Raw genomic sequence first — 18002 nt, 5'->3', positions numbered from 1 at the left:
AGCGTGAGCGTTCGGTGATCGGCGTAGGCTGCGGCAACGGGGGCGCTGCCCCTGTCGCCGGAGCGCGACAATCAACAGCGAAAGAGGGGGCTCTGCCCCCGCTCCCTGCGGGAGCCCCCCGGGATATTTTACCCAAGAGGAAGGGGCTTAGGTTTTCGCCGCGACATGCGCCTTGCACGTTTGCTATTTGACCACCCCCCGCAACGCGGCCTAGATAGGGGCCAAGCGAGGCGCGGAGGCATTTGCCATGAAGGTTATCATCTGCGGTGCGGGTCAGGTCGGTTGGCAGATCGCGCGCCATCTGGCGGGCGAGCGCAACGACGTCACGGTGGTCGATTCCAACCCCGAACTGGTGCGGCGCGCGGCCGATACGCTCGACGTCCAGGGCGTGGTGGGCTTCGCCTCGCATCCCGACATTCTGGAGCAGGCCGGGGCGCGCGACTGCGATCTGATGATCGCCGCGACCCATTCCGACGAGGTCAACATGGTGACCTGTCAGGTCGCCATGTCGGTCTTCGGGATCACGCGCAAGATCGCCCGCATCCGGGCGCAAAGCTATCTGCAGCCGCAATATTCCGATCTCTACCGCCGCGATCACCTGCCGATCGACGTGATCATCTCGCCTGAGCGCGAGGTGGCCGAGGCCGCGCTGCGCCGTCTGGCGGCACCCTCGACTTTCGACACGGAAAGCTTCCTCGACGAGCAGCTGCAGCTTCTGGGGATCGAGCTGGACGCCGATTGCCCGGTGCTCGACACGCCGCTGCGCCAGCTCACCGATCTGTTCTCGACGCTGCGCGCGGTCGTGGTCGGCATTCGCCGCGAGGGGCGGCTGTTCGCGCCCGAGCCGGGCGATCAGCTGTTTGCGGGCGACCAGATCTATGTCTTCGCCCATGTCGAGGACGTGAACCGGACGCTCGATATCTTCGGCAAATCCACCCAGAAGCAGGAACGCATCGTCATCATCGGCGGCGGGAATGTGGGCCTCAGCGTGGCCAAGGCGCTCGAAGCGCGGACCGAGCGGGTGCGCGCCAAGATCATCGAACGCTCGCGCGGGCAGGCCGAGAAGGCCGCCGATGCGCTGGACCGGACCATCGTGCTCAATGGCGACGGGATGAGCTCGGAACTGCTGGAGGAGGCGAATATCGCCACCGCCGATGCGGTTCTGGCGATCACCGATGACGACAAGACCAATATCCTCGTCTCGGTGCGCGCGAAACAGGCGGGCTGCCGGATGGCGATCTGTCTGATCAACGACCCGACGCTCGCGCCCTTGCTGTCGGCGCTCGATATCGACGCCTATATCAACCCGCGCGCGACCACCGTGTCCTCGATCCTGCGCCATATCCGGCATGGCCGGGTGCGCGCGATCTACTCGATCGGCGATGCCGAGGGCGAGGCGATCGAGGCGCAGGTCATGGGCACCTCGCCGATGTCGGGCAAGGCGGTGCGCGATGTCGATTTCCCCGAGGGCGTGCTGATCGGCGCGATCCGCAAGGGCGACAAGATCGTCAAACCCACCGGCAATACCCGCATCGAAGAAGGCGATATCGTGGTCCTGTTCGCGCTGACCTCCGATGTGCCCGAAGTGGAGCGCCTGTTGCAGGTCTCCATCGACTTCTTCTAAGGGCCGCTCCGCATGGAACGCATGATCAAGGCCTTGCCGCTGCCGATCCTCCTGATGGGAGTCTCGGCGCTGGCGATGTATGTGCCGGCGATCCATGCGCTTTTGACTCATCATCACCATACGGCGCGGTCCTTCTTCTATTCGGCCACGCTGTTTTTGTTCGCGACCGCGCTGATCGGCTTGGCCAACGGGTCGAACCCGCGGCCTGCGCGCGCCGGGCGGGCGAGCCTTCTGATCATGCTCGCCGCCTTCACGGTGCTGCCGCTGATGCTGGCGGTGCCGTTTTATATCGCGGTGCGCGACACCTCGTTCTTCAACAGCTGGTGGGAGATGGTTTCGGCCTTCACGACCACGGGCGGCACGCTCTACGAGCCCACCCGGCTGGTCGGGTCGGTCCATCTGTGGCGCGGGCTGGTCGCGTGGATGGGCGGGTTCTTCATCCTCGTGATGGCGATCGCGGTTCTCGCGCCGATGCGGCTGGGCGGCTTCGAGGTGTTCTTCTCGGGCGGTCCTTCCGGCGCGCCAGCCGCCGCGGCCCCGGCAGCCGATGGCGGGGCGGAGATGTCCGAGCGCATCGCCCATTACGCGGTGTCGCTTGCGCCGATCTATACCGGGCTGACGGTCCTGCTGTGGGTCTGTCTGCTGATGGCGGGGGACCGGTCGCTGACGGCGCTGATCCATGCGATGTCCACGCTGTCGACTTCGGGGATTTCGCCGGTGGGCGGGATGGCCAATGCGCGCTCCGGCATGGCCGGCGAGATGGTGATCTTCGTGTTCTTCCTGCCCGCGCTGTCGCGCAGGCTCTGGCCGGGCGGGGGCGAGCTGCGCGCCTCGCCGAAGCTGATCGACGATCCCGAGCTGCGTCTGGCCGCGGCGCTGGTGATCCTCGTGCCGCTGTTTCTCTTCATCCGCCACTGGATCGCGGCGCTGGAAGTACGCACGCCGGGCGATTTCGGCGCGATCTTCAAATCGATCTGGGGCTCGCTTTTCACCTCGCTGTCCTTCCTGACCACCACCGGCTTCGAATCGTCGGCGTGGCATGACGCGCGCGACTGGTCGGGTCTGGGCACGCCGGGGCTGATCCTCGCGGGGCTTGCGATCATCGGCGGCGGGGTCGCGACGACGGCGGGCGGCGTGCGGCTGCTGCGCGTCTACGCACTGCTGCGCCACGGCGAGCGCGAACTCGACAAGCTGATCTACCCCAATTCCATCGCGGGCGGCGGCATGATGGCGCGCAGGCTGCGCCGGGAGGGCGCCTATATCAGCTGGATCGTGTTCATGCTGTTTGCGATCTCGATCGGCGGGGTGATGATGGCGGTTTCGCTGTTCGGCCTGTCTTTCGAGCCGGCGACGATCCTGACGATCGCGGCGCTGTCGAATACGGGTCCGCTGGCGGGGATCGCGGCGGATGTGCCGCTGAGCTGGGCCCATTTGAGCGAGCCCATCAAGGCTATATTCGCCTTTGCCATGGTGCTTGGGCGGCTCGAGACGCTGGCCATTATCGCGCTCTTCAACCCCGAGTTCTGGCGCTCCTGAATCCCGGATTTGATACGCAAATTCTGGCTCAGGGCCTAACAAACTGTTTTTTGGGCTGGAATCTCCCGCTGTGCACTGCATACTTGACTCAACTGGGTGTCTTTGACGCAGACGCCCGGACGCGAGACACGAACAAGGGCAAGAACAATATGGCTGGCGATAAACAGAACCTGCAGGACGCATTCCTCAATCACGTTCGCAAAACGAAGGTTCCGGTCACGATTTTCCTGATCAACGGGGTGAAGCTGCAAGGCGTCATCACCTGGTTTGACAACTTCTGCGTGCTTCTGCGCCGCGATGGGCAATCTCAGCTTGTCTACAAGCACGCGATCTCGACGATCATGCCGGGACAGCCTATTTCGCTTTACGAAGGCGACGACTAAGCGTCGCGGCACGCGGCTTTAGCGATACATATCTTGAGCGAAACGACCTCTACCGAGACGCCCGACACGCGGGCCTACGTGATCCATCCCGACATTCCGTCGCGAGAGGGCCAACGGCACTTGCCCCAATTCGCGCTGTCCGAAGCGGTCTCGCTGGCCGCGGCCCTGCCGCATCTGGAGGTCGTGGGCGAGGAGATCGTGAAGCTGCGCAAGCCCGAGCCGGGCAAGCTGTTCGGCCAGGGTAAGCTCGCCGAGATCAAGGCGCGGCTGGAAGCGAACGAGATCGACCTTGTCTTCATCGACGGGCCGGTGACGCCCGTGCAGCAGCGTAACCTCGAGAAGGAATGGGGGGTGAAGCTCCTCGACCGGACCGGGCTGATCCTCGAGATTTTCGCCGACCGTGCGCGCACCCGGGAAGGTGTGTTGCAGGTGGAGCTGGCCGCGCTCAGTTATCAGCGCACGCGGCTGGTGCGGGCCTGGACCCACCTCGAGCGTCAGCGCGGCGGGCTCGGCTTCGTCGGCGGCCCCGGCGAGACCCAGATCGAGGCCGACCGCCGTGCCATCGACGAGCAGATCGTGCGTCTGCGCCGTCAGCTTGCGAAGGTCGTGAAGACCCGCGAGCTGCACCGCGCCGCGCGCCGCAAGGTGCCGTTCCCGATCGTGGCGCTGGTGGGCTACACCAATGCCGGGAAATCCACGCTGTTCAACCGCGTGACCGGGGCGGAAGTGCTGGCGAAAGATATGCTGTTCGCCACGCTCGACCCGACGATGCGCGGGCTGGAACTGCCCACCGGGCGCAAGGTGATCCTGTCCGACACGGTGGGTTTCATCTCGGACCTGCCGACCCAGCTTGTCGCCGCCTTCCGCGCGACGCTGGAAGAGGTGCTCGAAGCCGATCTGATCTTGCATGTCCGCGACATCTCGCATCCCGAGACCGAGGAACAGGCGGAGGATGTGAACGACATTCTCGCCAAGCTCGGCGTCGCCAAGGAAGTGCCGCTGATCGAGGTCTGGAACAAGATGGACGCGGTTCCGCCCGATCAGCGCCGCGCGCTGATGGTGCAGGAGGCGCGCGAGCCCGATCTGCAGGCGATCTCGGCGCTGACCGGGGACGGGCTCGACGCGCTTCTGGCGGCGATCGACGAAAAGCTCTCGGAAGAACGCTACCACGAGGAAATCACGCTTCGCTTCGCGGATGGGCGCAAGCGCGCATGGCTGCACGAGCAGAATGTGATCCGCGGCGAGACCCAGACTGAAGAGGGCTGGACCTTCGAGGTCGAATGGACCGGCAGCCAGCGCAACCGGTTCCGGGCACTGTAGGCTGGGTCGACCGGGGCAGGGGCGCTGCCCCTCTTCGCTGACGGGAATTCGCCCCGGGATATTTTCACCAAGCCGAAGCAGGCGCGCGCGCCTTGGTTTTCCCGGGGACGCCCGTGACCGGTAGGGGTTGCCAAGCTCGCGCGTTGGGTCTATATCGCGCGCACTTCACAGGCGGAGGCGGGCCGATGGGGGAGACATCCTCAAAGGTCCACCGGTTGGGGCATCTGCCCTGAGACCCTCCGCTCAGGCGCAAACCGGAAAAGGAATTGGACATGGCGCTTCCTGAATTCTCCCTGCGTCAGCTCTTGGAAGCTGGCGTTCACTTTGGCCACCAGACGCAGCGTTGGAACCCCCGTATGGGTCAGTACATCTATGGCGAGCGTAACGGCATCCACATCATCGATCTGACCCAGACCGTTCCGATGCTCGACCAGGCTCTGCAGGTCATCCGCGATACCGTTGCGAAAAACGGCCGCGTTCTCTTCGTCGGCACCAAGCGTCAGGCGGCTCGCCCGATCGCTGAAGCCGCTGAGAAATGCGCACAGTATTACATGAACCACCGCTGGCTCGGCGGCACGCTGACCAACTGGAAGACCGTCTCCCAGTCGATCAAGCGTCTCAACGAGATCGACGAGAAGCTCGAGCAGGGCGCTGAAGGCCTGACCAAGAAAGAGCGTCTCGGCATGGAGCGTGACCAGGCGAAGCTTCAGGCGTCGCTCGGTGGTATCCGCGAAATGGGCGGTCTGCCGGACCTCCTGTTCGTGATCGACGTGAACAAGGAAGACCTCGCCATCGCGGAAGCCAAGAAGCTCGGCATCCCGGTCGTGGCCGTGGTCGACACCAACTGCCCGCCGAACGGCGTGGATTACGTGATCCCGGGCAACGATGACGCGGCGCGCGCCATCGCGCTCTATTGCGACCTCGCTTCGCGCGCAGCTCTCGACGGCATGTCGGCCCAGATGGGCGCGGCGGGCGTCGATGTCGGTGCCCTCACCGAGACCCCGGTCGAAGAGGCGCTGGCCGAGGCCGAGGCCGAGTAAGCCACGACCGTCACCCAGATGACATGAGGGCGGGGTATCCCGCCCTCGCAGAGTTCTTGAAGGAGATCCGACCATGGCGATTACCGCCGCTCAGGTGAAGGAACTGCGCGAAGCAACCGGCGCAGGCATGATGGACGCGAAAAAAGCGCTGACCGAGACCGATGGCGACATGGACGCCGCCGTTGACTGGCTGCGCACCAAGGGCCTCGCGAAAGCCGCGAAGAAATCCGGCCGCGTCGCGGCTGAAGGTCTCGTCGCTGTCGCCGTGAACAACGGCAAGGGCGTCGCGATCGAGATGAACTCGGAAACCGACTTCGTCGCGAAGAACGCCGATTTCCAGAAGCTCGTCTCCGACATCGCGGAAGTCGCGCTGGAAACCGGTGAAGATGTCGAGGTCGTCAAGACCGCCCATCTCAACGGCAAGAAGGTCGAAGACGTGATCACCGACGCCATCGCGCGTATCGGCGAGAACATGAACCTGCGCCGCATGCACATCCTCGAAGGCGACACGCTGGTGCATTACGTGCACAACGCCGCCGCTGAAGGCATGGGCAAGATCGGTGTGCTCGTCGCGCTGAACGGCGCCGACAACGGCATCGGCAAGCAGATCGCGATGCATATCGCCGCGACCAACCCGGCCGCGCTGTCGGAAGCCGATCTCGACCCCTCGGTCCTCGAGAAGGAAAAGCAGGTTCAGATCGACATCGCACGTGAATCGGGCAAGCCCGAGCAGGTGATCGAGAAGATGATCGAAGGCCGCATGAAGAAATTCACCGCGGAAGTCACGCTGCTGAACCAGCAATTCGTCGTCAACCCCGACCTCACCGTCGGTCAGGCTGCGAAAGAAGCTGGCGTCGAAATCACCGGCTTCGTCCGGATGGAAGTCGGCGAAGGTATCGAGAAGAAAGAAGAAGATTTCGCCGCCGAAGTGGCGAAGACCGCAGCTGGCAACTAAGCCCGCGCCTCTTCTTTGAAATCGGAAAACGCCGCCCTGATCGGGGCGGCGTTTTTCGTATTCTAGCAGAGTGTTGAGCGGCGATCTTAACGTGCCGCCGCCGCATGCGAGGCGTTGAGGAAGATCTGCTTTTGCACCGAGGCTTTCATCACCGCCTGCGCGGTGGTGTCGACATCGAGCGCTTCGCGCGCAAGCCGCAGGTGTTTCTCCACCGTGGACGGTGTCAGCCCCATGATGATCGCGATATCGGCGGTCGTCTTCCCCTCGGCCACCCATTCGAGCACTTCGCGTTGCCGATCCGTCAGCGGGCGGCGCCCAGTGGAATAGGGCATGGTGGAGATGCGCAGATGCACGAGGCTGTTCATCACCATCAACTCGCGCTCGTTCTCGCGCCAGATGCGGTCGACTTCGTCCTGGCTCAATCCCGGCCGCCCCACGAGGCCGATGGCGCCGCGCGCGTAGGAGAGCGGGTCGGAAAAGCCGATCGAATAGCCCGCGATGATGCCGAAACGGTGGTTGAGTTCGATCACTTCGATCTCGCCCGGGGTCAACTCGCCCCGCATCGCGCGATCCGCGACCACCCGCCACGAGCACGCGCCGTCATTCTCGGCAGTCCATTGCACCATCGGCGCGTGGCGGTATTTCGCCTCACCGATGAAGATGTCGAGATATTCCTTTGCGTGGTTCGAAAGGATCAACAAATCGTCTTCGTGGCCAAAATTGTTTCCCTTACGGAAACTCGTGAATCCGTAGATCAAACGGTCGAACCCAAATCGTTCCATTTCGTGGCAATGACGCGTCCAGATCTCTTGAACGGATTTCGCGCGTAAGACTGCCTCGCAAAAGGATAACATCGCGTTTCACCTCACATTTCGGTAGGTCGCGTAGCTCGTTACTACTATTCCGGCGCACAACTACCCCGCGCCGGAAAATCTATCCGAATGTCTTATTTTTCGGGCGTCATGGCAACCCGCGTGGAGTGCAGAAATTCCTTAGCGATGGGTCTCGATGCGGGTCTCATGCGCACAGCCCTGAGTGGTCTCGGGGGCAAGCGTCGCGAGCGCGTCGTAATGGGTGAGGTAGATCTGCCCGGTCAGATGGGTGATCAGGTCCGAACGCGTGAGCCTGTCCATCACCGGGCCCTTCACTTCGGACAGGTGCAGCCGCACGCCCGCATCGTTCAGCTGGTCGTTCACCTCTTCCAGCGCCTCGAGCGCGGACATGTCGATATGGTTGATCGCGGGGCAGTTCAGCACGACATGCTTGATCGTCTCGTCGCTGGCGATGCGGTCGTAGATCATCTCCTCGACGAAGCGGGCATTCGGGAACCAGAGGCTCTCGTCGATGCGCAGGCTGAGGACGCCCGGCGCGCAGCTGACGCGGTGGCGCTGGATGTTGCGGAAATGCTCGGTGCCGGGAACCTGACCCAGCTCGGCCACATGCGGGCGCGAGCTGGCCCACAACCGCAGCGCGATCGAGAGGATGACGCCGAAAGCGATACCGTCCTCGACGCCCCAGATCAGCGTGACCAGCACGGTCAGCGCCATGCCGACGCCTTCGCGAGGTGCGTATTTGAACGTGCGCTTGAGCGCTTTGGTATCGACGAGCGTCAGCACCGAGACGAAGATCGTGGCCGCGAGCGTCGCTTGCGGCAGGTAATAGAGGGCCGGGGTCAGGGTGAAGGTCGCGAGCGCCACGCCGATCGCGGTGAAGGCCCCGGCGGCGGGCGTTGTGGCGCCGGCCTCGAAACTGACGACGGAGCGCGCAAACCCGCCCGTGACCGGGAAAGCGCCCGAGATCGCGGAGCCGATGGAGGCGCCGCCAAGGGCGATGAATTCCTGATCCGGATCGATGCGCTGACGCTTTTTCGCAGCCAGCGTCTGGGCGACGGAGATCGTCTCGACATAGCCGATGATCGCGATCAGCAGCGCCGGGACGAAAAGCTCTTTCCAAAGCGCGAGATCGGCGGGCGGAAGGCTCGGCGTCGGGAAGCCCAGCGGCACGGTGCCGACCACGCGGACGCCGCGCCCCTCCAGCCCGAAGAGCCAGGTGATCAGAATGGTCGCCGCCACGGCATAGACGGGGGCCGCGCGGGTCAGGATCGCCGCGAGCCGCTCGGACAGCCCCGCTTTCAGCAGCCGCGGCTTCAGTCCGCGCCGCGCCCAGAACAGGAAGACCAGCGACAGGATCGAGATCACGACCGTGTAGGCGTTGGTCTGGCCGAGATGCGCCCAAAGGCCGCCGAGAATGTCGAAGATGCCGCCGCTTTCGCCTTGGATGCCGAAGAAATGCTTCATCTGGCCCGCGGCGATCAGGATGCCGACGGCGGAGGTGAAGCCCGACAGAACCGGGTGGCTGAGAAAGGCCGTGATGAAGCCCATCCGCAGGAAGCCCATGATCACCAGCATCACGCCCGACAGGAAGGCCAGCGCCACGGCGGCGGCGATATATTCGGGTGTGCCCTGCGCCGCAACCTTGCCCACCGCGGCTGCCGTCATCAGCGAGATCACCGCGACCGGCCCCACGGCCAGAGGCCGCGAGGTGCCGAAGACCCCGTAGATCAAGAGCGGCAGCACCGAGGCGTAGAGCCCGTATTCCGGCGGCATGCCAGCCAGCAGCGAATAGGCCAGCGATTGCGGGATCAGCATGATCGTCACAATCACAGCCGCGATCAGGTCGGCCTCGAAGGTCGGGCGATCGTAGTCGCGCCCCCAGCTGAGGATCGGCAGGTAGCGTTTGAGCATCTCGGTCTTCGGATTAGGCGCGGATCAAACCTTGCCGCGGCGCGTGGCGTAGAATTTCAGCACCGGCATCAGCGAGGAATGGTCATAGCCCGCATTGGCCGCAGCCTCGATGATCTTGTCGAGATCCATCCGACCGGCCTGGCTCATGCCCCAGAGATGCGACGAACGCGTGCCCGAGCGGCAATAGCCGAAGGCGGGCTTCGGCGCGGTGTTCATGATCGCCTCGTAATCATGGACCAGATCGAAGGTCATCTCGCCGGGGTAATAGGGCAGGTAGTGATAGTTCAGCCCGTATTGCGCACAGAGCTTCGCGATATTAGCCGACAGGTATTTGTCGTCCTCGACCTCTTCGTCGGGGCGGTTCGTGATCAGCGTGCGAAAGCCCATCTCGGCGAGCTTGGCGACGTCTTCGGGCTCGATCTGCGGGGAGACGGAGAAATCGTCGGAAAGTTTGCGCGGTTCCATATTGGTCCTGTTGTCCTGCCTGTAGGGGAGAGAAGGGCGGGTCTAGCCCGCCCCTTTAGGTTTGTCTGTTCAGAGCCCGTTCACCGGGACCTTGAGATAGGTCTTGCCCTCGTCATCGGCGGGCGGCATCTGGCCTGCGCGCATGTTCACCTGCAGCGAGGGAATGATCAGCTTGGGCATCGCCAGCGTCGCGTCGCGCTCGGTGCGCATCTTGACGAACTCGGCCTCGGACTTGCCGCCGCCGATATGGATATTGCGGGCCTTTTCCTCGGCCACGCTGGTTTCCCACGCATATTCGTCGCGGCCCGGTGCTTTGTAGTCGTGGCCCACGAAGATGCGGGTCTCGTCGGGCAGCGTGAGGATCTTCTGGATCGAGGAATAGAGCGTTTCCGCCGAGCCCCCGGGGAAGTCGCAGCGCGCCGTGCCGAAATCGGGCATGAAGAGCGTATCGCCCACAAAGGCCGCATCGCCGATCACGTAGGTGAGGCAAGCGGGCGTGTGGCCCGGCGTGTGCAGAACGCGGCCCTCGAGCGCGCCCACGGTGAACGTGTCGCCTTCCTTGAAGAGCTTGTCGAACTGCGAGCCGTCGCGCTGGAATTCGGTGCCTTCGTTGAAGATCTTGCCGAAGGTGTCCTGCACGACCTGAATGCGGTCGCCGATACCGATCTTGCCGCCGACGCGCTCCTGGATATAGGGCGCGGCGGAAAGGTGGTCTGCATGGACATGGCTCTCGAGGATCCATTCCACCTCGAGCCCCTGTTCGGTCACATAGGCGATGACCTCGTCGGCGGATTTGGTATCCGTGCGACCCGAGGAATAGTCGAAATCGAGCACGCTATCGACGATGGCGCAGGATTTGCTGTCCGGATCTTTCACCACGTAAGAGACGGTGAAAGTCGCGGTGTCGAAAAACGCTTTAACGTCAGGTTTGATCATGGTGGCCTCCGTTAACCTGCCCAGCAGATATAGCCGGGGATAATCTTATGAAATTGCGGCACTCTGTCCCAGCCCTCTCGTGATCTCGGGCGGTAAGGGATGCGAGAGGTCGGGAAGAACCCACTCCGCGCTCGAGAAATCGCCCCCGTCGGTATAGGCCGAAGGGGTCACCAAGACGCGCAGCCCGGCCCCTTGCGCCGATTGTAGACCCATTTCGCTATCCTCGAAAGCGATGCAGGCCTCGGGCGGCAGATGCAACCGGTTCAGCGCCAGCTCGAACACGTCCGGCGCGGGTTTCTTGGTCTCCACCTCGTCTCCGGCTGCAATCGCGTCGAACAGGTGGTCGGGATCGGCGCCCAGCGTCGCGCGGATCAGCGCATCGACATTGGGCCGGTTCGTGGTCGTGGCGATGGCGAGCTTCATTCCAGCGTCGCGCGCATTGGCGATCAGCCGCGCCACGCCGGGGCGCAGCGGCACCTCGCCGTCGGTGATGATCTCGACATAACGCCGGGTCTTGATCTTGTGCAGATCGGCGATTTCGTCGTCAGAGGGGCCGAAACCCATGACCTCGCGGTGGCGCGCCATGCGCTCCTTGCCGCCGGTGGTCTTCAGGAGTTCGCGGTAGGTCTCCTGCGACCAGTTCCAGTCGACGCCGCGCGCCGCGAAAGTCTCGTTGAAGGCGCGGCGATGCGCTTCTTCGGTCTCGGCCAGCGTGCCGTCGACGTCGAAGATCAGCGCGCTTACCATTTCCAGCCCTCCACCAGACCAGGCAGCATCGCCCAATCCGAGAAGGCCACGTCATGGGGCACTTCGGTCAGCGGCGTCTTGCGATAGCCTTCGGAATAGATCGCGAAGGGGGCCTGCGCGTTCACCGCCGTCTCCGCATCGACCTCCGAGTCGCCGACATAGATCATCGCGCCGCCGCCAAGTGCCTGATGGCAATGGTGCAGCATCTGCGGCTCGGGCTTGCGGGTGGGCATGGAATCCCCGCCCAGCGTCAGTTCGAAATACTCCCAGAGACCGACATGGCGCAAAGCGGCCTCGGCCGGCGCGAAGGGCTTGTTGGTGCACACAGCCATCCGGCAGCCCATCTCCTTGAGCGTGTCGAGCGCGGCGATCACGTTCGGATAGGGCACGTTGCCCTCCACGTCCGTCTCGTAGCGCGCGATCAGCGCGTGCTCCACGCGGGCGAAAAGCGGCCCGTCCGGGTCTTCGCCCGAGGTTATGAGGAGTTGGCGCACGAGATTGGGCACACCCTTGCCGACGAAGCTTCGGATCATCGGCAGCGAGAGCGGCTCGAAGCCCATCTCGGTCAGAACGGCATTCGAGACGGCATGGATCGCGGGCACGGAGTCGATCAGCGTCCCGTCGAGGTCGAAGATGACGGAAGGGGCGTCGCTCATGCGGCTTTCCACTTGATCGAGCAGCCCATCGACGGGATCTGATCGCGCGGGCCTTCGCCGGTTTCCACGACCATCATCATGCCCTCGTACAGCTCGCGCTTGGCATCTGCCGCAGCGGCCTGCTTGGTCGAGGCATCGAGACGCCCGCGATATTGCAGCCCGTCCTCGGCGTTGAAGCCGAAGAAATCGGGGGTGCAGGCGGCGCCGTAAGCCTTCGCCACCGCCTGGCTTTCGTCATAGAGATAGGGGAAGGGGAAGCCCTTCTCCTCGGCCAGTTTGGCCATGTTTTCGAAGCTGTCCTGCGGGTAGTCGTCGACATCGTTGGCCGAGATCGCCACGACCCCGATCCCCGCCTTCTGCAACTCCGCCGCATCGCGCAGGATGCGGTCGAGGATCGACTGGACATAGGGGCAATGGTTGCAGATGAACATCACGAGCGTGCCCTTGGGGCCACGGATGTCGTCAAAGCTGTATTGCTTGCCATCGGTGCCGGGCAGGGTGAAGCCCGGAGCGTTCCAGCCGAAATCGCAGACGGGGGGTGTGACGGCCATGAGACCTCCTATTCGAATTCCATTTCCTCGTAGACGACGCCCGCGTTCTTCGTCGCCAGTTCCTCGAACGTGTCGAGGTTTTTGTAGGGGCTCTGATCCACGTAGTAGGCCTCGGTCAGATCGCCACCATTGTCGATATGCTCACCGATCTTGCCGCGCAGATATTTCAGGTAGCCCGTCGTGCCTCGGGTGACCTTGTCGAGATTGGTCGGATGGCCGTGGCCGGGGATGATGAAGGCAGGCTCCAGCGGCGCGAATTTGGTCTCGAAGGTCTCGATCCAGCAGCTCGTGCAGGTGCCCGAGAAGATCGGCGGCATCCGTTCGGAAAAGGCGATATCGCCCGCGATCATGAACTTCTGTTCCGGCAGCCAGACCTGCGTGTCGCCGGGGCTGTGCGCGGGGCCGAGATGCATCACTTCGATGGTCATGTCGCCCATTTCGATGACGCGCTTGTCCTCGAAGGTCTCGGTGGGCAGCTTCGGATCGGTGCCCTCGGCGGTCTCCTTGCCGTAATTTTTCAGCGCCTCGAAAGCGCCGCCCGCGTCATGCTCGAACTCGGCCGCCGCATCGACATGGGCGAGCACCGGCACACCCTGTTCGATCCAGTAATTATTGCCGAGCATCGCGTGGCCCTGACCGTTCTCGTTGATCACCAGCTTCACCGGCTGATCGGTCACCGCCTTGATCTCGTCATGCAGCGCGCGGGCGAGCTGATAGGACGCGCCGGAATTCACAACGACCACGCCATCGCCGGTGACGATGAAGCTGAGATTGTTGTTATGGCCCGAATTCTCATAGGTCGGCGGCGCGGTCGCGCCGATCGAGGTCCAGACGCCGGGGATCACCTCATAGGGTTTCGAATAGAGCACGGAGCCGGGATACATGTCCGGCACGTCCTCAGAGGCGAGCGCGGGACTCACATGAAGAAGCGCCGCCAAGGCGCTGGTCAGGATGAGTTTTTTCATACTCAGACCTCCGCGACGTAACGATAGGCGTCGCCGTCGCGCTCGACCCGGCCCAGACCGCCTTCGGGCAGGTGATAGCCGATGATCGGCAGATTGTCGGTCGCGAGCTGATCCAGCAGCGCCACGCGCGTCGTTGCACCCAGCTCCGGGTTCTGATCGGAGCCCGCCTCCATGCCCGGCGCCGCGAAGGCGAGGTAGTGGTTCACGATCGCATCGCCGATGATGAAGGCCTGCGTGTTGCCATTCTTGACGTGGAAGGACATGTGACCGGGCGTATGGCCGGGGGTCATCTGCGCCATGATGCCGGGCAGGATTTCCTCGCCATCTCCGAAGGTTGCGATCTGATCTTCAAGGATTTCGAGGCGCCGCAGCGCGCCCGCCGCGAAGGTCTTGCGACCGTCGTCGATCGTGTCGAGCGTCTCGGGATTGCGCCAGTATTCGAACTCGGCTTTGCCCATCATGTGCTGCGCATTGTAGAACAGCGGATCGTCGAAATCGTCGAGCACGCCCCAGAGGTGATCGGGGTGGCCGTGGGTGAAGACGATATGGGTCACGTCATCGGGCGCGACCTCCAGCGCATCCATCGCCTCCATCAGCTTGCCCGCGGTCGGCATGAAGTCATTGCCCGAGCCCACATCGAACAGCACCGTATTGGTGCCGTCGCGATAGAGCGTGACGTTGCAGGGCGGCTCGACCGAGTCGCCGGTGATGCCGTAGCTCTCGAGGATCGGCTTGGCGTCGGGGTTGTCGCTCACGAAGCTGAGCGGCAGGACGAGATTGCCATCGGACAGCGTGTCGAGCCGTGCCGACCCCATCTCGAGGGTCTGGGCGGCGAAGCTGAGCCGGGGAAGGGCGGTCATGGCGCCCATCGCCAGCCCTCCGCGCAGAATGGTGCGTCGCGTGAAAGTCATGCCAGTCCTCCCTTACTGGTATTCAATTCCACGAATATGACTGAGAGGTCGCCGCAGGGCAAGCGGTCAGATCACGGTTTTGCGACCGCGCCGCCCTGCGCCGATCCGGCCGTCATTGCGCCGCTTTGAGTGCGCCCTGTGCCGCCTCGCGGATCGCGCGCATATTCGCGCCATAGACCTCGGGTTTGTCGACCGAACCGCCCTTGAAGACGGCCGAGCCTGCCACGAAGCAATCCGCACCGGCCTCGACCAGCGGGCCGACCGTGGTCGGATCGACGCCGCCATCCACCTGAATGTGGATGTCCCGATCGCCAATCATTTCGCGCACTTGGCGCACCTTGTTGATGCTGGAGGGGATGAATTTCTGGCCGCCGAAGCCGGGGTTCACGCTCATCACGAGAACCATATCGACGAGGTCGAGCAGTTCCGAGATCACGTTGGCGGGCGTGCCGGGGTTTAGCGAGATGCCGCATTTCACGCCCTGCGCCTTGATCGCCTGCAGCGTGCGATGCGGGTGCGGACCGGCCTCCCAATGCGCGACGATCATGTCGGCGCCCGCTTCGGCATAGGCTTCGATGTAGGGATCGACCGGCGCGATCATCAGGTGGACGTCCATGAAGGTCTTCACATGCGGGCGGAACGCTTTCACGGCGGGCGGGCCGAAGGTGAGGTTCGGTACGAAATGCCCGTCCATCACGTCGATATGGACCCAATCGGCCCCCTGATCTTCGATGGCGCGGATCTCGGCGCCGAAATTGGCGAAATCGGCCGACAGGATCGACGGCGCGATCTTGATGGAACGGTCAAAGCTCATGGGGTCCTCCGGGGATCATTTCGTCAGTTGCGCGAACAGGGTCGGCAGTTTCTCGGGCAGGCGCTCGACCTGATCGATCACGGTGAAGTTGTTGGCCCCGAAAATGCGCGACACATAGGCGTCGGCCTCGGGGTCCAGCGTCAGACAATAGCTGTTAATGCCGATCTGCTGGAGTTCCGCAACCGCCTTCTTGGCATCCATGCGCAGATATTGCGGGTCGCGCTCGTCGATATCGGCCGGTTCGCCATCGGTGACGATCAGCAGCAGCTTATGCGCCTCGGGGCGCAGGCTCAGGTGATGCGCGGCATGGCGCATCGCGGCCCCCATCCGGGTCGAGAGCCCGCCTTTCATGCCCGCGAGGCGGCCTTTGACCTCGGAATCGAGCTTCTGCTCGAAATCCTTGAAGCGCTGATATTGCACGTCGTGGCGGCCATCCGAGGAAAAGCCGTGGATCGCGAACGGGTCGCCGATGCCCGAGATCGCCGAGGCCACGAGCGCCGAGGCCTCGCGCGTCAGCTCCAGCACGGTCTTGTCCGAGCCGCGCACGGTCTCGTTCGTGCTTTCCGACAGGTCGAGAAGGATACAGACCGCCAGATCGCGCCGGTTGATGACGTTGCGCATGGTGATCCGCATGTCGGGCTGCATCCCGATCCGCTGCATCACCATCGCATCGACGGCGGCGTTGATATCCAGCTCGTCGCCATCCTCCAGCCGCCGCTGGCGCGAGATGCCCTGCGGGCGCAGCCGGTCCACAATCTGCTTGATCCGGTGACGGATGCCGCGATGGGCGGTCAGGATCGTGTCGATCTCGTCCGGGTCACCCATCGGCGGGCGGTGTTCATAGACGGTCGACCAGGAGGGGCGCATCAGCTGCACCTTGTAATCCCACTCGCCGTAATGAAACGGATCCGAGATCGGGGCTTTGCCCTCCATCTCGTTATAGCTGACGCCCTCATCCTCGTAGGGGAACAGCTCTGACGACAGCACCCAGACCTCCTGCGCATCGTCGCCCGCGGTCTCGACATCGACCTCGTTGACGAATTCCATCAGGCCCACGCGCTTGCGCACCTGACCCTGCGCGGGTTGGTAGGCGTTCTGGTTCGACCAGTCGTAATCCGAGAGCGACCAGATGAAGCGGTTGTCGTCGCGATACGGAATTTTCAGGGATTCGAGAATGCGCAGGGACGGCACCGCGCGGCGCTGCGCCAGCAGGTTGAACAGCTCGACCCCAAGCGACCAGGAGAACATGGTCTCGCGTGCATTGCCCGCGATCTCGCCGTGGAAAGTCTCGACGAGATTGTCGATTTCCAGATCGCCGGTGCGGGTGCCGGGCGTGTTGAACGCGCGGGCCACCTTCTCCAGCAGATACATCGTCTCGTGTTCGTATTGCCCTTGAGGCGTGTCCGGCATCAGCCGGTCGAACATCGCGCGCAGCCCCGGAAAAGCCTGCGTCGCGCAATATTCGACGCGGGCATCCTCGATCATGCCGATCAGGAAAATCTGCGCAGGGTTGAGCGCTTCCTGCCCCAGCCCGTGATCTGAATAGACGATATGGGCCGCCATATGGGCGCACATCGCGCGGTAGAGATCGAGGCCGGAGGCGCCGTTGATCCCGTCCACCGCATCGGGCAGATGCAGCGCGCCGTCCTCGATGAAGGGGCGGAACCCCTCGAAGTCGGCGGCAGAGGGACGCAGGAAGAAGTCGCGGGCCCAGAAGGCGCGGAGGTAGAAGTTCAAGCGGCGCTGGCTGTCGATGAAGAGCGTGCCGCGGCGTTCCTGTTTGAGCACCGCGCGGCTGTCCTCGCTCACCAGCCCGAAGTAATCCGCCTGTTTCGGCAGGTCGCGGCGATAGGCTTCGGCCCCGAAATCCACCCAGCGGCGCAGGCCCGAGAGGGTGAGTTTGCTCAGCAGTTCTTCGAGCACGCCGAACATCGGGCGCAGACCGCGCGGCGCGCGGGCCGCCAGCCGGTGCAGCAGCGCCAGATAGCCGCGCAGCAGTTCCGGGTCGCCGAAGCGGTTGGCGGCGCCGGGCAGCGTGTCGAGCATCAGCACCAGGATCTCGCCCGAGACCATCGAGGCCAGCTTCAGCACCGCGCCCACGACATCGCGGATCACGTCCTCGCCGCATTCCTTGGCGACCTGCGGCATCTCGTCGAGATAGGAGATCAGCAGGCGCGGCCCCTTGCCGAGCGAGGTCATGGCCTTCGCGCCATCCATGTAGTCCTTCAGACCGGCAGGCGACATCATCCGCGCCGCCTCGTGGAAAAGCCCGTCGAGGGTCTCCTCCAGCTCCGGCGCGGATTTGATCAGATCGGCGGCGTAATCGTCGAGATCGACCTTCATCGGACGCGCTCC

17 protein-coding genes are annotated in these 18002 nt (G+C 63.7%); 6 read left to right on the top strand and 11 right to left on the bottom strand.

Annotated elements, in window-relative coordinates; all coding sequences use genetic code 11:
- Positions 1-247: 247 nt before the first annotated feature.
- The 6 genes from trkA to tsf all read left to right on the top strand — a co-directional run bounded on the left by trkA (position 248) and on the right by tsf (position 6858).
- Complete coding sequence (gene trkA, locus AXZ77_RS09665) at positions 248-1624, top strand: Trk system potassium transporter TrkA (RefSeq protein ID WP_098410988.1); 1377 nt, start codon at positions 248-250, stop codon at positions 1622-1624.
- 12 nt (positions 1625-1636) lie between these two features.
- Positions 1637-3160, top strand: coding sequence for a TrkH family potassium uptake protein (locus AXZ77_RS09660; protein ID WP_083076861.1), 1524 nt, complete (start codon positions 1637-1639; stop codon positions 3158-3160).
- Between the two features lie 149 nt (positions 3161-3309).
- Complete coding sequence (hfq, locus tag AXZ77_RS09655) at positions 3310-3543, top strand: RNA chaperone Hfq (protein WP_038060695.1); 234 nt, start codon at positions 3310-3312, stop codon at positions 3541-3543.
- A 33-nt stretch (positions 3544-3576) separates the two neighbouring features.
- Complete coding sequence (hflX, locus tag AXZ77_RS09650) at positions 3577-4863, top strand: GTPase HflX (protein WP_255266457.1); 1287 nt, start codon at positions 3577-3579, stop codon at positions 4861-4863.
- A 272-nt stretch (positions 4864-5135) separates the two neighbouring features.
- A complete protein-coding gene (rpsB, locus tag AXZ77_RS09645) occupies positions 5136-5903 on the top strand; it encodes a 30S ribosomal protein S2 (protein ID WP_098410987.1) in 768 nt (255 codons plus the stop codon).
- 73 nt (positions 5904-5976) lie between these two features.
- Positions 5977-6858, top strand: a complete 882-nt coding sequence (gene tsf, locus AXZ77_RS09640) for a translation elongation factor Ts (protein WP_098410986.1) — start codon at positions 5977-5979, stop codon at positions 6856-6858.
- Between the two features lie 86 nt (positions 6859-6944).
- Here the strand turns inward: tsf and AXZ77_RS09635 are convergent, their stop codons facing one another.
- From AXZ77_RS09635 to AXZ77_RS09585, 11 genes are all read right to left on the bottom strand, one after another.
- A complete protein-coding gene (locus AXZ77_RS09635; protein WP_098410985.1) occupies positions 6945-7712 on the bottom strand; it encodes a LuxR family transcriptional regulator in 768 nt (255 codons plus the stop codon).
- Positions 7713-7850: 138 nt separating this feature from the next.
- Entirely contained in the window at positions 7851-9602 is a 1752-nt protein-coding gene (locus AXZ77_RS09630) for a SulP family inorganic anion transporter (protein ID WP_098410984.1), read from the bottom strand.
- 24 nt (positions 9603-9626) lie between these two features.
- Positions 9627-10067 (bottom strand): TIGR01244 family sulfur transferase, encoded by a 441-nt coding sequence (locus AXZ77_RS09625; RefSeq protein ID WP_098410983.1) that lies wholly within the window; start codon positions 10065-10067, stop codon positions 9627-9629.
- Positions 10068-10136: 69 nt separating this feature from the next.
- On the bottom strand, positions 10137-11000 hold the full coding sequence (locus AXZ77_RS09620) for an MBL fold metallo-hydrolase (RefSeq protein ID WP_176536095.1): 864 nt from the start codon (positions 10998-11000) through the stop codon (positions 10137-10139).
- Between the two features lie 48 nt (positions 11001-11048).
- Positions 11049-11750, bottom strand: coding sequence for an HAD family hydrolase (locus tag AXZ77_RS09615; RefSeq protein ID WP_098410981.1), 702 nt, complete (start codon positions 11748-11750; stop codon positions 11049-11051).
- Positions 11744-12406, bottom strand: coding sequence for a phosphoglycolate phosphatase (locus AXZ77_RS09610; protein ID WP_078520689.1), 663 nt, complete (start codon positions 12404-12406; stop codon positions 11744-11746). The genes AXZ77_RS09615 and AXZ77_RS09610 overlap by 7 nt, the downstream gene beginning before the upstream one ends.
- The gene (locus tag AXZ77_RS09605) at positions 12403-12957 is read right to left on the bottom strand and encodes a thioredoxin family protein (protein ID WP_098410980.1); all 555 of its coding nucleotides are present in this window, start codon (positions 12955-12957) and stop codon (positions 12403-12405) included. The genes AXZ77_RS09610 and AXZ77_RS09605 overlap by 4 nt, the downstream gene beginning before the upstream one ends.
- An 8-nt stretch (positions 12958-12965) precedes the next feature.
- On the bottom strand, positions 12966-13922 hold the full coding sequence (locus AXZ77_RS09600) for an MBL fold metallo-hydrolase (protein WP_098410979.1): 957 nt from the start codon (positions 13920-13922) through the stop codon (positions 12966-12968).
- Between the two features lie 2 nt (positions 13923-13924).
- A complete protein-coding gene (locus tag AXZ77_RS09595) occupies positions 13925-14833 on the bottom strand; it encodes an MBL fold metallo-hydrolase (RefSeq protein ID WP_098410978.1) in 909 nt (302 codons plus the stop codon).
- A gap of 112 nt (positions 14834-14945) precedes the next feature.
- Complete coding sequence (gene rpe / locus AXZ77_RS09590) at positions 14946-15647, bottom strand: ribulose-phosphate 3-epimerase (RefSeq protein ID WP_098410977.1); 702 nt, start codon at positions 15645-15647, stop codon at positions 14946-14948.
- 15 nt (positions 15648-15662) lie between these two features.
- Positions 15663-17990, bottom strand: a complete 2328-nt coding sequence (locus AXZ77_RS09585) for a nitric oxide reductase activation protein NorD (RefSeq protein ID WP_098410976.1) — start codon at positions 17988-17990, stop codon at positions 15663-15665.
- Positions 17991-18002: the final 12 nt, after the last annotated feature.

The sequence above is a fragment of the Thioclava sp. ES.031 genome, from assembly GCF_002563775.1.
In the GTDB taxonomy this organism is placed as follows: Bacteria; Pseudomonadota; Alphaproteobacteria; order Rhodobacterales; family Rhodobacteraceae; genus Thioclava.
The sequence above is the reverse complement of the archived record's forward strand: the minus strand, read 5'-3'. Positions and strand labels throughout refer to the sequence as shown.

Bases quoted from the DNA above. Each gene is read 5' to 3' on its own strand.
- trkA (WP_098410988.1), top strand. From the start codon at position 248: ATGAAGGTTATCATCTGCGGTGCGGGTCAGGTCGGTTGGCAGATCGCG.
- AXZ77_RS09660 (WP_083076861.1), top strand. From the start codon at position 1,637: ATGGAACGCATGATCAAGGCCTTGCCGCTGCCGATCCTCCTGATGGGA.
- hfq (WP_038060695.1), top strand. From the start codon at position 3,310: ATGGCTGGCGATAAACAGAACCTGCAGGACGCATTCCTCAATCACGTT.
- rpsB (WP_098410987.1), top strand. From the start codon at position 5,136: ATGGCGCTTCCTGAATTCTCCCTGCGTCAGCTCTTGGAAGCTGGCGTT.
- tsf (WP_098410986.1), top strand. From the start codon at position 5,977: ATGGCGATTACCGCCGCTCAGGTGAAGGAACTGCGCGAAGCAACCGGC.
- AXZ77_RS09635 (WP_098410985.1), bottom strand. From the start codon at position 7,712: ATGTTATCCTTTTGCGAGGCAGTCTTACGCGCGAAATCCGTTCAAGAG.
- AXZ77_RS09630 (WP_098410984.1), bottom strand. From the start codon at position 9,602: ATGCTCAAACGCTACCTGCCGATCCTCAGCTGGGGGCGCGACTACGAT.
- AXZ77_RS09625 (WP_098410983.1), bottom strand. From the start codon at position 10,067: ATGGAACCGCGCAAACTTTCCGACGATTTCTCCGTCTCCCCGCAGATC.
- AXZ77_RS09615 (WP_098410981.1), bottom strand. From the start codon at position 11,750: ATGGTAAGCGCGCTGATCTTCGACGTCGACGGCACGCTGGCCGAGACC.
- AXZ77_RS09610 (WP_078520689.1), bottom strand. From the start codon at position 12,406: ATGAGCGACGCCCCTTCCGTCATCTTCGACCTCGACGGGACGCTGATC.
- AXZ77_RS09605 (WP_098410980.1), bottom strand. From the start codon at position 12,957: ATGGCCGTCACACCCCCCGTCTGCGATTTCGGCTGGAACGCTCCGGGC.
- AXZ77_RS09600 (WP_098410979.1), bottom strand. From the start codon at position 13,922: ATGAAAAAACTCATCCTGACCAGCGCCTTGGCGGCGCTTCTTCATGTG.
- AXZ77_RS09595 (WP_098410978.1), bottom strand. From the start codon at position 14,833: ATGACTTTCACGCGACGCACCATTCTGCGCGGAGGGCTGGCGATGGGC.
- rpe (WP_098410977.1), bottom strand. From the start codon at position 15,647: ATGAGCTTTGACCGTTCCATCAAGATCGCGCCGTCGATCCTGTCGGCC.
- AXZ77_RS09585 (WP_098410976.1), bottom strand. From the start codon at position 17,990: ATGAAGGTCGATCTCGACGATTACGCCGCCGATCTGATCAAATCCGCG.